14 protein-coding genes and 2 tRNA genes are annotated in these 13,260 nt (G+C 70.3%); 8 read left to right on the top strand and 8 right to left on the bottom strand.

All coding sequences use genetic code 11. From position 1 onward, the window contains the following. Positions 1–10 precede the first annotated feature (10 nt). The 5 genes from ACZ561_RS34165 to ACZ561_RS34145 form a co-directional block, all read right to left on the bottom strand. Positions 11–775 carry an ABC transporter permease gene (locus tag ACZ561_RS34165; protein WP_471002701.1) on the bottom strand — a complete coding sequence of 255 codons (765 nt, stop codon included), beginning with the start codon at positions 773–775 and terminating at the stop codon, positions 11–13. Next, complete coding sequence (locus tag ACZ561_RS34160) at positions 772–1,689, bottom strand: ABC transporter ATP-binding protein (RefSeq protein ID WP_471002698.1); 918 nt, start codon at positions 1,687–1,689, stop codon at positions 772–774. The genes ACZ561_RS34165 and ACZ561_RS34160 overlap by 4 nt, the downstream gene beginning before the upstream one ends. Before the next feature lie 149 nt (positions 1,690–1,838). Next, a tRNA-Gly gene (locus ACZ561_RS34155) sits at positions 1,839–1,911 on the bottom strand. Positions 1,912–1,991: 80 nt separating this feature from the next. Then, a tRNA-Gly gene (locus ACZ561_RS34150) sits at positions 1,992–2,063 on the bottom strand. 112 nt (positions 2,064–2,175) lie between these two features. Further along, positions 2,176–2,529, bottom strand: a complete 354-nt coding sequence (locus ACZ561_RS34145; protein ID WP_471002695.1) for a histone-like nucleoid-structuring protein Lsr2 — start codon at positions 2,527–2,529, stop codon at positions 2,176–2,178. A 323-nt stretch (positions 2,530–2,852) separates the two neighbouring features. Between ACZ561_RS34145 and purS the strand changes: the two genes are divergently transcribed. The 5 genes from purS to ACZ561_RS34120 all read left to right on the top strand — a co-directional run bounded on the left by purS (position 2,853) and on the right by ACZ561_RS34120 (position 7,497). After that, the gene (purS, locus tag ACZ561_RS34140) at positions 2,853–3,098 is read left to right on the top strand and encodes a phosphoribosylformylglycinamidine synthase subunit PurS (RefSeq protein WP_015035032.1); all 246 of its coding nucleotides are present in this window, start codon (positions 2,853–2,855) and stop codon (positions 3,096–3,098) included. Then, positions 3,095–3,775, top strand: a complete 681-nt coding sequence (gene purQ, locus ACZ561_RS34135; RefSeq protein WP_385143758.1) for a phosphoribosylformylglycinamidine synthase subunit PurQ — start codon at positions 3,095–3,097, stop codon at positions 3,773–3,775. The genes purS and purQ overlap by 4 nt, the downstream gene beginning before the upstream one ends. Then, positions 3,775–6,024, top strand: a complete 2,250-nt coding sequence (gene purL / locus ACZ561_RS34130) for a phosphoribosylformylglycinamidine synthase subunit PurL (protein WP_471002690.1) — start codon at positions 3,775–3,777, stop codon at positions 6,022–6,024. The genes purQ and purL overlap by 1 nt, the downstream gene beginning before the upstream one ends. A 112-nt stretch (positions 6,025–6,136) precedes the next feature. Then, positions 6,137–6,643 carry an ArsR/SmtB family transcription factor gene (locus tag ACZ561_RS34125; RefSeq protein ID WP_471002687.1) on the top strand — a complete coding sequence of 169 codons (507 nt, stop codon included), beginning with the start codon at positions 6,137–6,139 and terminating at the stop codon, positions 6,641–6,643. Positions 6,644–6,669: 26 nt separating this feature from the next. Beyond that, a complete protein-coding gene (locus ACZ561_RS34120) occupies positions 6,670–7,497 on the top strand; it encodes a M23 family metallopeptidase (RefSeq protein ID WP_471002684.1) in 828 nt (275 codons plus the stop codon). Here ACZ561_RS34120 and ACZ561_RS34115 read toward each other — a convergent pair. After that, positions 7,485–7,889 (bottom strand): nuclear transport factor 2 family protein, encoded by a 405-nt coding sequence (locus ACZ561_RS34115; protein ID WP_471002681.1) that lies wholly within the window; start codon positions 7,887–7,889, stop codon positions 7,485–7,487. The two genes, ACZ561_RS34120 and ACZ561_RS34115, sit on opposite strands and share 13 nt — an antisense overlap. 77 nt (positions 7,890–7,966) lie before the next feature. On the opposite strand from ACZ561_RS34115, the gene ACZ561_RS34110 reads away from it, so the two are divergent. Together ACZ561_RS34110 and ACZ561_RS34105 are read left to right on the top strand one after the other, a co-directional pair. Beyond that, entirely contained in the window at positions 7,967–8,755 is a 789-nt protein-coding gene (locus ACZ561_RS34110; RefSeq protein WP_471002678.1) for a maleylpyruvate isomerase family mycothiol-dependent enzyme, read from the top strand. A gap of 57 nt (positions 8,756–8,812) precedes the next feature. After that, positions 8,813–9,643 carry an META domain-containing protein gene (locus ACZ561_RS34105; RefSeq protein ID WP_471002676.1) on the top strand — a complete coding sequence of 277 codons (831 nt, stop codon included), beginning with the start codon at positions 8,813–8,815 and terminating at the stop codon, positions 9,641–9,643. A gap of 62 nt (positions 9,644–9,705) precedes the next feature. On the opposite strand, the gene ACZ561_RS34100 is transcribed toward ACZ561_RS34105, so the two are convergent. Next, positions 9,706–11,133: a sulfatase family protein gene (locus ACZ561_RS34100; protein WP_471002674.1), complete on the bottom strand. Its 1,428-nt coding sequence runs from the start codon at positions 11,131–11,133 to the stop codon at positions 9,706–9,708. Between the two features lie 172 nt (positions 11,134–11,305). Then, positions 11,306–11,398, bottom strand: a complete 93-nt coding sequence (locus ACZ561_RS34095; RefSeq protein ID WP_352189727.1) for a putative leader peptide — start codon at positions 11,396–11,398, stop codon at positions 11,306–11,308. Between the two features lie 305 nt (positions 11,399–11,703). Between ACZ561_RS34095 and purF the strand changes: the two genes are divergently transcribed. Beyond that, on the top strand, positions 11,704–13,230 hold the full coding sequence (gene purF, locus ACZ561_RS34090) for an amidophosphoribosyltransferase (RefSeq protein ID WP_376445131.1): 1,527 nt from the start codon (positions 11,704–11,706) through the stop codon (positions 13,228–13,230). Positions 13,231–13,260: the final 30 nt, after the last annotated feature.

Genomic DNA, 13,260 nt, shown 5'->3' with positions numbered 1-13,260 from the left:
GCCCCCCTTTCTAGCGACGCGGTTCCCAGCGGAACCACCGTCGGACAGCAAACACGGTGATCACGCCCCAGGCCAATGTGTTGAGGACGGCGGTCAGCAGGTCCTTGGTGTCGCCGACGCCGAGCCAGCCGACGCGGACGAGCTCCATGACGCCGCTGAGCGGCAGCAGTCGGCAGATGTCGGCGACGAGGTCCGGGAGCACGTCGCTGGGGAGCATCAGCCCCGAGCCCACGGCGGAGACGAGGAAGAACGGCAGCGTGGTGAGGCCGGCGCTCTCCACGTTGCGGGTGATGGCCGTGGTCGCGGCGGCGAGTCCGGCGAGCAGGAGGATCGCGGCGAGCAGTCCGAGCACGAGGAGCTCCGGCCGTCGCGGCGCGGGTACGTCGAGGGCGAGGGCGCCGCCGACGGTCAGCACGGCGCACTGGGCGAGCGCGATGGCGGCGGAGGGGAGCGCGGCGCCGGCGAGGATCTCCAGGTCGCTCGCCTCGCCCGTACGCAGCCGCTTGAGGACCAGCTCCTCGCGCCGGGCCACGAGGGCGGACGTCAGCCCCATGTAGACGACGAGGACGAGGACCAGCCCCGTCCCGCCGATGAGGGTGGCGCCCGCCATGCCCATGGGCAGTTCGTCGGTGCCCATCTGCGTGAGCGAGGACCGCAGCACGAAGATCATCAGCAGCGGCATCAGGAGGGCGATGAAGAGGTTGTTCTTGTTCCGCCCGAGGAGGGTGAGTTCGGCCCGCCCCAGCGAGGTCATCCGGCGTGCGGTCGCGTTCATCGAACAGTCTCCAGGGCGTCGTTGCGGGAGGCGATCTCCAGGAACGCCTCTTCGAGGGAGGCCGAGTGGGCGTCGAGCCCGTCCAGCCGCACACCGGCCTCGCGGGCCCAGTCGAGGAGTTCGCCGAGCGCGTCCTGGAGGTGGTGCGTACGGATCTCCACGCGCCGGCCCTCGGCGGCGGCCTTGAGGCCGAGCGGGATCCGGCCGGGTGCCACGTCCTCGGGGAGGACGAAGCGGATGCGGGCGGGCCGGGCGGCGGTGACCTCCGCCGGGGTGCCCGAGAGCACGATCCGGCCCTGGTTCATGATCGCGAGCCGGTCGGCGAGCGATTCGGCCTCCTCCAGGTAGTGCGTGGTGAGGACGACGGTCGTGCCCGCGTCCCGCAGCTCCCGCACGAGCGCCCAGGTGTCGCGCCGGCCTTCGGCGTCGAGTCCGGTGGTCGGCTCGTCGAGGAAGAGGACCTCGGGGCGGCCGAGGAGGGCGAGCGCGAGGTCGAGGCGCCGCCGCTCTCCGCCGGAGAGCTGCTTGATCCGCACGTCGGCGCGGCGGCCGAGGCCGACCTGCTCCAGTGCCTCACCGGTCGGCCGGGCGTTGCTGGTGCAGCCCGCCCACATGCGTACGGTCTCGGCCACGGTCAGGTCGGAGGGGAATCCACCCTCCTGGAGCATGATCCCGATCCGGGGCCGGACGGCGGTGCGTTCGCGGTACGGGTCGTGGCCGAGGACGTGGACCGTGCCGCCGCTGGGAGCGGCGAGGCCCTCGAGGAGCTCGACCGTGGAGGTCTTGCCGGCTCCGTTGGTGCCGAGCAGGGCGAAGATCTCGCCCTGGCGGACGGCGAAGGAGATCCCGTTGACGGCTTCGAAGCCGCCGGAGTAGGTCCGGCGGAGGTCGTCGGCCTCGATCACGTTGGTCATGACGTCAGCTTCCCGGCGGTCGGAGCCGGTCGGCAGTGCGTGCTGTCATCGCTGCGCATGACAAATGTCAGATGCCGATCGGCGGACGCGAAGGCCGCTCGGCATACGACAAAGGCCCCGGTTCCTGAGAACCGGGGCCTTTGCTCCCGAGCGGACGACGAGATTCGAACTCGCGACCCTCACCTTGGCAAGGTGATGCTCTACCAACTGAGCCACGTCCGCATTGCTGCCGCTCAGCTCTCACTGGGCGGTGCGAGCACCACTGTACCTGATCCACAAGTGGAGTCGGTAATGCGATGCAGAGCGGGTGACAGGAATTGCACACTGCGCCTTCCCCCTGGAAGGGGGATGTTCTACTACTGAACTACACCCGCACGCTGCGTGAGGTCCGGCCCTGCGGCCTCGCCCCTCGGCGTGATCCAGACTCTAGCCGATCAGCGGGGGTGCAGTGCAACTCCGCTTCTGGCGCGGGGTGTCTTCTTCGGCTCAACTGGCTTCGCGGAAGGCTTCGTAGACCCGCTTGGGGATGCGTCCGCGGGCGGGCACGTCCATCTTGTTGGACTGGGCCCAGGCGCGGACCGCGGCCGGGTCGGGGGCCAGGGCGGTGTGCTTGTACGAAGTGACGGACGCGGCCGAGCCGCCGGCCCTGGCGGTGGCGGCCTTGCCGGTCAGCTTCCGGCCGGCCGCGAGGTAGGGCGCCAGCGCCTTGCGCAGTTTCTTTGCATTGGCGGGATTCAGGTCGATCTCGTACGTCTTCCCGTCGAGGCCGAACGCAACCGTTTCCGCCGCTTCTCCGCCGTCGATGTCGTCGAAGAGAGTGACCACTACTCGCTGAGCCACGGATATCGGTCCTTTCGTGTCGGTCCGCCGTGTCGTGTCGGCGTCGAGAACGCCTCTGACGTGCGGCGACACCGGCTTTTCGGCTGCCCCGGGGAAGTGCTGCTTTCCTCTGTATTCCTTTGTACAGCGGTAGGCCTCGCATTGTGAAGCCCAGCCAATTGCATCAGCGTGTCCCGCCGCAATGGGCCGCGCGATATTTCACTTGAATTTTCCGTGAGGGTCTTTGGGTCTCTTTGTAGGGTCCTCCAGATTTCTACCCGCGTAGAATTTGGAGGCAGGTACGCTGAGGGAACCGCCCACGCAACACACCACCGGGAGTGCCAGTGGCACGCGTCGTAGTCGACGTCATGCTCAAGCCGGAGATCCTCGACCCCCAGGGGCAGGCGGTGCAGCGTGCACTGCCCCGCCTGGGATTCGCCGGAATCGCCGACGTCCGCCAGGGGAAGCGCTTCGAGTTGGAGGTGGAGGGACCGGTCGACGACGCCGCCCTCGCCCGCATCCACGAGATGGCCGAAACCTTCCTTGCAAACACCGTGATCGAAGACTTCGTCGTGAAGGTCGAGTCGTGACCGCACGCATCGGGGTCGTGACGTTCCCCGGAACGCTCGACGACCAGGACGCACTGCGCGCGGCCCGCCTCGCGGGCGCCGAGCCCGTTTCGCTCTGGCACCGCGACAAGGACCTCAAGCAGGTCGACGCCGTGGTCCTGGCCGGCGGCTTCTCCTACGGCGACTATCTGCGGGCCGGAGCCATCTCCCGCTTCTCGCCGGTGATGGAGACGATCATCGAGCAGGCGAAGGCGGGCATGCCCGTCCTCGGCATCTGCAACGGCTTCCAGATCCTCACCGAGGCCCATCTGCTGCCGGGCGCGATGCTGCGCAACAACCACCTGCACTTCATCTGCCGCGACCAGAAGCTGCGGGTGGAGAACGCGGACACCGCGTGGACCGTGGACTACGAGCAGGGCCAGGAGATCCAGGTCCCGCTCAAGAACATGGACGGCCGGTACGTCGCCGACGAGCGGGTGCTCGACGAGCTGGAGGCCGAGGGGCGGGTGGCCTTCCGCTACCTGGACGTGAACCCCAACGGCTCGCTCCGTGACATCGCGGGCATCACCAACGCCGCGGGCAACGTGGTCGGCCTCATGCCGCACCCCGAGCACGCCGTCGAGCCGCTGATCGGTACGGGCCGTACCGACGGCCTCGGTTTCTTCACCTCGATCCTCAAGAAGCTGGTCAACGCCTGATGACTCTGGACACGGTCAAGCACGCGACCGAGACGCCGGACAGCGAGCAGCCCTGGAAGGAGCTCGGCCTCAAGGAGGACGAGTACGCCCGCATCCGCGAGATCCTCGGCCGCCGTCCCACCGGTGCCGAGCTCGCCATGTACTCCGTCATGTGGTCCGAGCACTGCTCCTACAAGAGCAGCAAGGTCCACCTGAAGCAGTTCGGTGAGAAGGTCCCGGAGAACGACGCCATGCTCGTCGGCATCGGCGAGAACGCGGGCGTCGTCGACGTCGGCCAGGGGTACGCGGTCACCTTCAAGGTCGAGTCGCACAACCACCCCTCGTACATCGAGCCCTACCAGGGCGCGGCCACCGGCGTCGGCGGCATCGTCCGCGACATCCTCGCCATGGGCGCCCGCCCGGTCGCGGTGGTCGACCCGCTGCGCTTCGGCGCGGCCGACCACCCCGACACCAAGCGCGTGCTCCCCGGAGTCGTCGCGGGCATCGGTGGCTACGGCAACTGCCTGGGCCTGCCGAACATCGGCGGCGAGGTCGTCTTCGACGAGTGCTACCAGGGCAACCCGCTGGTCAACGCCGGCTGCATCGGTGTCATGAAGCACGAGGACATCCACCTCGCCAAGGCCTCCGGCCCCGGCAACAAGGTGATCCTCTACGGCGCCCGTACCGGCGGCGACGGCATCGGCGGTGTCTCGGTCCTCGCGTCCGAGACCTTCGACGACACCAAGCCCACCAAGCGCCCCGCGGTCCAGGTCGGCGACCCGTTCCAGGAGAAGCTCCTCATCGAGTGCACCCTGGAGATCTTCAAGGAGAAGCTGGTCGCGGGCATCCAGGACCTGGGTGGCGCCGGACTCTCCTGCGCGACCTCGGAGCTGGCCTCCGCCGGCTCCGGCGGTATGCGGGTCGAGCTCGACCGGGTCCACCTGCGCGACGCGACGCTCTCGCCCGAGGAGATCCTCATGAGCGAGTCGCAGGAGCGCATGTGCGCGATCGTCGAGCCCGAGCACGTCGACCGCTTCCTGGAGATCTGCGAGAAGTGGGACGTCATCGCGGTCGTCATCGGTGAGGTGACCGACGGCGAGCGCCTGGAGATCTTCTGGCACGGCGAGCAGATCGTCGACGTACCGCCGCGGTCGGTGGCCCACGAGGGGCCGACCTACAACCGGCCGTACGCCCGCCCGGAGTGGCAGGACGCGCTCCAGGCCGACGACGCGAACAAGCTTCCCCGGCCGCAGAACGGCGAGGAGCTGAAGGACCAGGTCCTGAAGCTGGTCTCCTCCCCGAACCAGGCGTCGAAGTCCTGGATCACGGACCAGTACGACCGGTTCGTGCAGGGCAACACCGTCCTCGCGCAGCCCGAGGACGCGGGCATGGTCCGTATCGACGAGGAGACCAACCTCGGCGTGGCCATGGCCACGGACGGCAACGGCCGGTACGCGAAGCTCGACCCGTACACCGGTGCGCAGCTCGCGCTCGCGGAGGCGTACCGCAACGTCGCCGCCTCCGGTGCCAAGCCGCTGGCGATCTCGGACTGCCTGAACTTCGGTTCGCCCGAGGACCCGGCCGTGATGTGGCAGTTCGCCGAGGCCACCCGTGGTCTCGCGGACGGCTGCCTCCAGCTGGGCACCCCGGTGACCGGCGGCAACGTCTCGCTGTACAACCAGACCGGCGAGGTCGCCATCCATCCGACGCCGGTCGTGGCCGTGCTCGGTGTGATCGACGACGTCAACCGCCGTACGCCGATCGCCTTCGCGGAAGAGGGCCAGCTCCTCTACCTGCTCGGCGACACGCGTGAGGAGTTCGGCGGCTCGGCCTGGTCCGAGGTCGTCCACAAGCACCTGGGCGGTCTGCCGCCGGCCGTGGACCTCGACCGGGAGAAGCTGCTCGGCGAGATCCTGATCTCGGCCTCCCGCGACGGCATGATCGACGCGGCGCACGACCTGTCGGACGGCGGTCTGGTGCAGGCGGTCGTCGAGTCCTGCCTGCGTGGCGGCACGGGTGCGCGTCTGGTCGTCCCGGACGGTCTCGACGCCTTCACCTTCCTCTTCAGCGAGTCGGCCGGCCGTGCGGTCGTCGCCGTCCCGCGCAGCGAGGAGCTCCGCTTCACCGACATGTGCGGTGCGCGGGGTCTGCCCGCGACCCGGATCGGTGTCGTGGACGGCGAAGAGGTCGACGTGCAGGGCGAGTTCAGCATCTCTCTGGAGGAGCTGCGCACGGCCCACGAGGCGACCATCCCGGGCCTGCTGGTCTGAGCAGCGTCTGAGACATCGCGGTACGGGAGCCCCCGTCCGGACCTTCGGGTTCGGGCGGGGGCTTTCTCGTTCCCTGGTTGCGCGAGATTACGTAATTACGTAATCTCGATGTATGGAGCTGGAAGAGCGGGTAGCCGAGCTGGAACGCCGGATGGCGGCCCTGGAGGGCGCGGAGCGCCCCGCACCCGAGGCCGTCGACGGCACCTTCTGGGCCCTGGAGGGGCTCAAGGCGCAGCTCGCGGACACGGGCACGCAGGGCGAGGACGGCGCCGTGCTGTTCACGGGATCGGTCCGACTGCCGACCCAGGAGCGGTACGAGTGGCAGTTCGGCGCCTTCACCGAGCGGCTGCTCGACGAGGACTGGGCCGAGACCGCCGAGTCCTTCGCCGCGCTCGGCCATCCCGTACGGCTCCGGCTGCTGCGGGAGATCCTCGGCGGCCGGCGCACCGCCGCCGAACTGGCGGATCTCGAGGAGATCGGCACGACCGGCCAGATCTACCACCACCTGCGCCAACTGACCGGCGCCGGCTGGCTCCACACCATCGGACGCGGCCGCTACGAGGTCCCGGGAGCCCGGGTCGTCCCGCTCCTGGTGGTGCTCACCGCCGCCCGTCCATGACCACGATCGTTCAGGGGGAACGTTTCATGTCTTCGCGCAAGATCGCGGTGGTCCTCCACCGCACGCTCTGGCTGGTGTTCGTCGCGCAGGCGCTCGCCTCGGTCCTCGTCGACCTGCCGTATCCGTACTGGGTGGGCTGGCTGCCCGCCGTCGCCGGCGCCGCGCTCGGGATCACGCTCGCCAGGACCGCGGGCCGGCGGGTCGCGGCGGCGCCCCGGGCCACGGTCGAGGTGGATCCGCCGGTCAGCGGGAGCTGGTCCGCCCTCAACAGCCCGGCGGACCGTACGCCCAGCCACGGCACCCACCAGTTCGGCCAGACGTACGCCATCGACATCGTGGCGGAGGACGAGGCACGCCCGCGTCCCGCCTTCGCCGGGCTGTGGCCGGTGTTCCGCCGGAGCGAGGACTTCCCGGCCTTCGACGCACCGCTGCTCGCGGTCGCCGACGCGACCGTCGTCCACGCCGAGGACGGACAGCGGGACCACCTCAGCCGCAACTCGCTGCCCGCCCTGGTCTACCTGATGTTGGTCGAGTCCAGCGTGAGGGCGCTCCAGGGAGCCCGCCGGGTCACCGGGAACCACCTCGTCCTCGATCTCGGGGACGGCACCTACGCGATGTACGCGCATCTCAAGCGCGGCTCGCTCGGGGTGCGGACCGGTGACCGGGTGGTGGCCGGCCAGGAAGTCGCCCGGTGCGGGAACTCCGGCAACTCCACCGAGCCGCACGTGCACTTCCAGCTGATGGACGGCCCGGACCTGGACACGGCGCAGGGCGTGCCGTTCACCTGGCGGGGTGTCGGCGTGCCGAAGAACGGGGAGAGGTTCGTGGCGGGGCGCGAGGCCTACTCGGCCTGACCCCAGAAGGCGTCGTTCTCGTCCATGTTCTCGACGCACTCGTCGACGTCGGTGATCTTGCCGCCGACGATGGTGAAGAAGAGCGCGCCGTGCATCTCGATACCGCGGTCGCCCCGGTCGGCGTGGAACTTGTGGGCCGCTATGGCGTGCCCGCGGCCGTCGACGGTGATGCTTTCGAGGTCGACCCGCATGGTGCCGTGGGTGAGCGCGCCGAGCTGCTCGTAGTAGGCGATGCAGTTGTCCACGCCCTTGTGGTGCCCGGATATCCGGTTGTCGCCCGGCGCGTGGTGGGTGCAGTCCGAGGTCATCAGCGAGCGGATGGTGTCCATGTCTCCCTGGGCGAACGCTTCGTAGCCCCGGCGGACCAGGACGGTGTCAGGGTGCTCAGCCATGACGGATCGACCCCTCTCCTACGCGTAGGTGTCTGCTGACGGCCCTCCCTCTCCAGTCTCCGACTACCCTCGCCCCCATGCCACCGGCCAAGAAGCGCACCCGCAGCTACGACTCCACCAAGACCCGGGCCGCGGTGCTCGCCCAGTTCCGGAACGTACGACAAGGGGTGCTCGCGCTGTCCCCCGAGCAGCTCGACGCGCCGACCCGGCTGGGGGAGTGGACCGTACGGCAGCTGGCGGCGCACATCTCGTGGATGGTCGACTCCGTCCCGCACTGCCTGGGGTTGCCCGAGCCGGCGAAGCAGGAACTCGCGCTGCTCGACTGGCCGTTCGTGACCGCCTCCGGCGCCGAGCGGATCGACGAACGCACCCGGGGGATCGAGTCCTCCGATCTGCCGGCGCTGTACGCGCGGACCCTGGAGGCGTACGAGGAGGGGATCGCGGGCGCCTCGGACGACCGGCTCCTCCCGATCAGCTTCGGCGCCATGCGGCTGGCCGACTTCCTGGTGACCCGTACGGTCGAGCTCGTCGTCCACACCGACGACCTCAACGCGGCGACCGGACTGGACATCCCGTACGACCGGCAGGCTCTGGCCGCCTGCACCCGGTTGCTCGCCGACGCGCTCGCGGTGAAGGCCCCGGGCGGGGCGGTCGAGGTGCGGGTCCCGCCCTTCGCGGTGGTGCAGTGCGTGGAGGGGCCGCGCCACACGCGGGGCACCCCGCCCAACGTGGTCGAGACCGATCCGCTGACCTGGATCCGGCTCGCCACCGGCCGTACCGGCTGGTCGGAGGCCCTGGACGAGGCCAAGGTCGGCGCGAGCGGCGAACGTGCCGACCTCTCCGGCCTGCTGCCGCTGATGGGCTGAGCGGCACCGCGCGGGAGGCGGGCGGAACCGTCCGTACCGCTCGCCCGTCCCATCCCCATGCTGAAGACACGTCCCATCGCAGCCACCGCAGTCCTGGCCTCGCTCGTCGTGCTCTCGGCGTGCGGCACCGAGAAGGCCGGTTCCGATCCCGGCGCCGGTACCGTCGCCCCTGACGTGCCCGTCACCGGAGTCCACTGGGTCTTCGACACGGTCACGGTGGCCGGCAAGGAGACCCCGGCGCCCGAAGGCGCCCACATCGAGATCGCCGCGAACGGCCAGGCGTCGGGGAACAGCGGCTGCAACGGCTTCGGCGCCGAGGTGTCGGTCCAGGGGGACAAGGTCACCGTGCAGCAGGGCCAGGGCACCGAGATGGCGTGTCCGGGTGAGCGGGGCGCCTTCGAGGCCGTGCTCCAGAAGGTCTTCGCCGGCACGCTGAAGGCTCGGCTGGAGGGCGACCGGCTCACCCTCACCTCGGACGACGGCAAGAACACCGTCGCGCTGACGTCCGAGCCGCCCGCCCCGCTGAACGGCACCGTCTGGGCCATCGACTCGCTGGTCTCCGGCGAGACGGCCTCCTCACTGCCCAAGGGCAGCGAGGGCAAGGCCGACTTCGTCATCGACAAGGACGGCCGGGTCCGCGGCAACCTGGGCTGCAACCGGTTCACGGCCATGGCGAAGGTCACCGCGGAGACCCTCACCGTCACGGGACCGGTCGCGACGACGCGCATGATCTGCTCCGGTCCGCAGATGGAGCTGGAGACGAAGCTGTACGAGCTCCTCGACGGACCCCTCTCGTACGAGCTGCGCCACCGCACCCTGACCCTCACCGGCGCCGACGGCGAGGGCTTCGCCGCGACCGCGAAGCCCGCACCGAGCGCGACCCCGTAGGGCCCCGGGGCCTTGCAGGCCCAGGGACCCCCAGGCCGCAGGCCCCCGGGACCCCTGGGGCCTCAGGACCCGTACGGCAGCAGCCCCGCGTCCGTCCGCTCCCACGCCGCCCGAAGTCCGGCGAGCCGCTCCTGCTCGTACGGGGCACGGTCCGCCTGCTCGCGGGCGTCCTCGGTCAGGTGGAAGAGCTGGTCGCGGCCGCTCTTGCCCCGGTAGTACTTCCAGTCGCCGCGGCGCAGCGCCCGCTCGCCCCGCACCCGCCAGAACAGGTCGCGCTCGGCGACCTTCTCGCCGCGCAGGAGGTGCCCGGCGAGGCTGGTGCCGTCCAGCGGGTAGGCGGGATGGGGGCGGGCGCCGCCCAGTTCGAGCAGGGTCGCCGTCCAGTCGGGGGTGTACACCGGCAGGTCGCTGACCTGCCCGCCGTCGATCCGGGCGGGCCAGCGCAGGACGGACGGCACGCGGATGCCGCCCTCCTGGAGGGAGCCCTTGTTCCCGGCGAGCGGCCAGTTGTACGAGAACCGCTCGCCGCCGTTGTCGCTGGCGAAGAAGACGAGCGTGTCGTCCTCCTGGCCCGAGCGCTTCAGCGCTCGCAGGACCTCGCCCACCGACCGGTCGAGGTCCTCGACCATCTCCTTGTACTTCTCGATCGAGCCGCCGTCCTGGTGCCAGAGGGCGGAGCGGTCGCCCGCCTTGATGCGCCGGACGATCTCGGCGCTCGCCTCCTCGTCGCCGTCGGCGATCCACGGCCAGTGGGGGGTGGTGAAGTTCAGGTTGAGCAGCCAGGGCTTCTCGTGGTCGCGGGCCACGTACTCGCTCGCCCGCTCGGTCAGGATCCGGGTGTAGTAGCGCAGGTCCTTGTACTGCGCGTCGCCCTCGTAGAGGTCGTACTCGCCGCCGAGGCCGAGCTTGGAGTAGTACTCCAGGGCGCCGCCGAAGTTGCCGAAGAACTCGTCCCAGCCCGAGCGGGTGGGGGAGTAGTCGGGGAGGTAGCCGCAGTGCCACTTGCCGATGAGGGCGGTGGCGTATCCGGCCTCGCGAAGCCGGGAGGCGAGGGTGGGATGGGTCGGCTCCAGGCCGACGGACTTGTCGGCGATCGGCTCGGCGAGCCCGCCCTTCGTGCGGCCGGGGAAGCGGCCCGTGTAGAGGCTGAAGCGGGTCGGGGAGCAGGTCGCGGAGCCGGAGTAGGCGTTCGTGAAGCGGACGCCCTGGCGGGCGAGGCGGTCCAGGTGCGGGGTCCGGATGTGCGGGGACCCGTAGGAGGACAGGTCGGCCCAGCCGAGGTCGTCGCCGAGGATGAAAAGGATGTTCGGCCGCCGGGAGTGCCGGCCGCGGGCGGCACGGAACGGCCGCTCCCCGGCCTGCGCGGTGCCGGCAGCGGCCTGCGCGGTCCCGGCCTGCGCAGTGCCGGCACCCAGCGCGCCGAGGGCGGCGGCCCCGACGGCTGCCCCGCCGAAGGCGCGTCGGGACAGGGGGATCTTGGGCGTGGGCATGGGGGCTCCTTGGGAGGTGCGGGATGCGGGGAGGTCCTGGCGGGCGCGGGACGGCGCGCGGCGGTGCGGCCCGGACGCGGGCCGTGGCTCAGGAAAGGGCGCCCCGGACGCCGGGCGGGCGGCGGCCGCGGGGGTCCGGGGGACTTCCGCGATCAGGGGCGCGTGGGTGGGATCAGGCGCAGCGACAGATGGCGCTGGCGACACGGACGAGGTCCACGTGTCGGCGCGCGACGAGGGTGACCGCACGGTCACGCACAGGCTGCATGGCGGGGAGCCTGGCGCAGAGCGCGTGCACCTGTCAACGGCCGTCCCAGTCCCCGGAACGCGCTTTCCGGGCGCCCGTCGGCGGGAACGCGCCCGTCCGGTGCGACTCCCGTCACACTCCCGACCCGCACGGAGCACCGTACGAGCGTCCGCTTGCGTTCGCCCGGTCGGGCGGGAGCCCGTTCCCGCCTAGGCGGGAGGGTGTCTACGCACGTCAATGGATCAGTTTGTGTGATCCCACCACCGCGGCACCCCTTGGATTTCCCCAATTCGGACCAGTGGTCGACCTCGCCTACACTCGGAGGCGTGCCACGTGGTGACGGTCGACTCAATCACGATCTGCTCCCCGGCGAGAAAGGCCCCCAGGACGCTTGTGGCGTCTTCGGTGTCTGGGCTCCGGGCGAAGAGGTCGCAAAGCTCACGTACTTCGGGCTCTACGCCCTCCAGCATCGGGGTCAGGAATCCGCGGGAATCGCGGTCAGCAACGGCTCCCAGATCCTCGTCTTCAAGGACATGGGCCTCGTGTCCCAGGTCTTCGACGAGACCTCTCTCGGTTCCCTCCAAGGTCATATCGCGGTCGGTCACGCCCGCTACTCGACCACCGGTGCCTCCGTGTGGGAGAACGCGCAGCCGACGTTCCGGGCGACAGCCCACGGCTCCATCGCGCTCGGCCACAACGGCAACCTGGTGAACACGGCGCAGCTCGCCGAGATGGTCGCGGACCTGCCCAAGCAGGAAGGCCGCACCACCCGTGTGGCGGCCACCAACGACACCGACCTCCTGACGGCGCTCCTCGCCGCCCAGGTCGACGAGGACGGCAAGCCGCTCACCATCGAGCAGGCCGCCGCGAAGGTCCTCCCCGATGTCCGGGGCGCCTTCTCCCTCGTCTTCATGGACGAGCACACGCTCTACGCGGCCCGTGACCCGCAGGGCATCCGCCCGCTGGTCCTCGGTCGCCTCGAGCGCGGCTGGGTCGTCGCCTCCGAGTCCGCCGCCCTCGACATCTGCGGCGCCAGCTTCGTCCGCGAGGTCGAGCCGGGCGAGATGATCGCGATCGACGAGAACGGCATCCGCACCTCGCGATTCGCGGAAGCGAAGCCCAAGGGCTGTGTCTTCGAGTACGTGTACCTGGCCCGCCCGGACACGGACATCGCCGGCCGCAACGTCTACCTCTCCCGTGTGGAGATGGGCCGTCGCCTCGCCAAGGAGGCCCCGGTCGAGGCGGATCTGGTCATAGCGACGCCGGAGTCCGGCACCCCGGCCGCGATCGGCTACGCCGAGGCCAGTGGCATCCCCTTCGGCGCGGGCCTGGTGAAGAACGCCTATGTGGGCCGCACCTTCATCCAGCCCTCCCAGACCATCCGCCAGCTGGGCATCCGGCTGAAGCTGAACCCCCTCAAGGACGTCATCAAGGGCAAGCGCCTGGTGGTCGTCGACGACTCGATCGTCCGCGGCAACACCCAGCGCGCTCTGGTCAAGATGCTCCGCGAGGCCGGCGCGGCCGAGATCCACATCCGGATCTCCTCCCCGCCGGTGAAGTGGCCCTGCTTCTTCGGCATCGACTTCGCCACCCGCGCGGAGCTGATCGCCAACGGCATGACGATCGAGGAGATCGGCACGTCGCTGGGCGCGGACTCGCTCTCGTACATCTCCATCGACGGGATGATCGAGGCGACCACGATCCAGAAGCCGAACCTCTGCCGTGCCTGCTTCGACGGCGAGTACCCGATGGAGCTTCCGGACCCCGAGCTGCTCGGCAAGCAGCTGCTGGAGAACGAGCTGGCCGCCGGCCCCGCCGCCACCGCGGCCGCCGACGCGCTCCGTCGGCCGTAAGACCCCCGCAGTACCGCAGTAACGACACGA

The organism is Streptomyces sp. NPDC039609 (assembly GCF_055596705.1).
Note: the sequence above shows the minus strand (reverse complement) of the source record. Positions and strands in the feature narration are given on the sequence as shown.

Coding starts and splice junctions, on each gene's coding strand:
- ACZ561_RS34165 (WP_471002701.1), bottom strand. CDS start 775: ATGAACGCGACCGCACGCCGGATGACCTCGCTGGGGCGGGCCGAACTC.
- ACZ561_RS34160 (WP_471002698.1), bottom strand. CDS start 1,689: ATGACCAACGTGATCGAGGCCGACGACCTCCGCCGGACCTACTCCGGC.
- purL (WP_471002690.1), top strand. CDS start 3,775: ATGACTCTGGACACGGTCAAGCACGCGACCGAGACGCCGGACAGCGAG.
- ACZ561_RS34125 (WP_471002687.1), top strand. CDS start 6,137: ATGGAGCTGGAAGAGCGGGTAGCCGAGCTGGAACGCCGGATGGCGGCC.
- ACZ561_RS34120 (WP_471002684.1), top strand. CDS start 6,670: ATGTCTTCGCGCAAGATCGCGGTGGTCCTCCACCGCACGCTCTGGCTG.
- ACZ561_RS34115 (WP_471002681.1), bottom strand. CDS start 7,889: ATGGCTGAGCACCCTGACACCGTCCTGGTCCGCCGGGGCTACGAAGCG.
- ACZ561_RS34110 (WP_471002678.1), top strand. CDS start 7,967: ATGCCACCGGCCAAGAAGCGCACCCGCAGCTACGACTCCACCAAGACC.
- ACZ561_RS34105 (WP_471002676.1), top strand. CDS start 8,813: ATGCTGAAGACACGTCCCATCGCAGCCACCGCAGTCCTGGCCTCGCTC.
- ACZ561_RS34100 (WP_471002674.1), bottom strand. CDS start 11,133: ATGCCCACGCCCAAGATCCCCCTGTCCCGACGCGCCTTCGGCGGGGCA.
- ACZ561_RS34095 (WP_352189727.1), bottom strand. CDS start 11,398: ATGCAGCCTGTGCGTGACCGTGCGGTCACCCTCGTCGCGCGCCGACAC.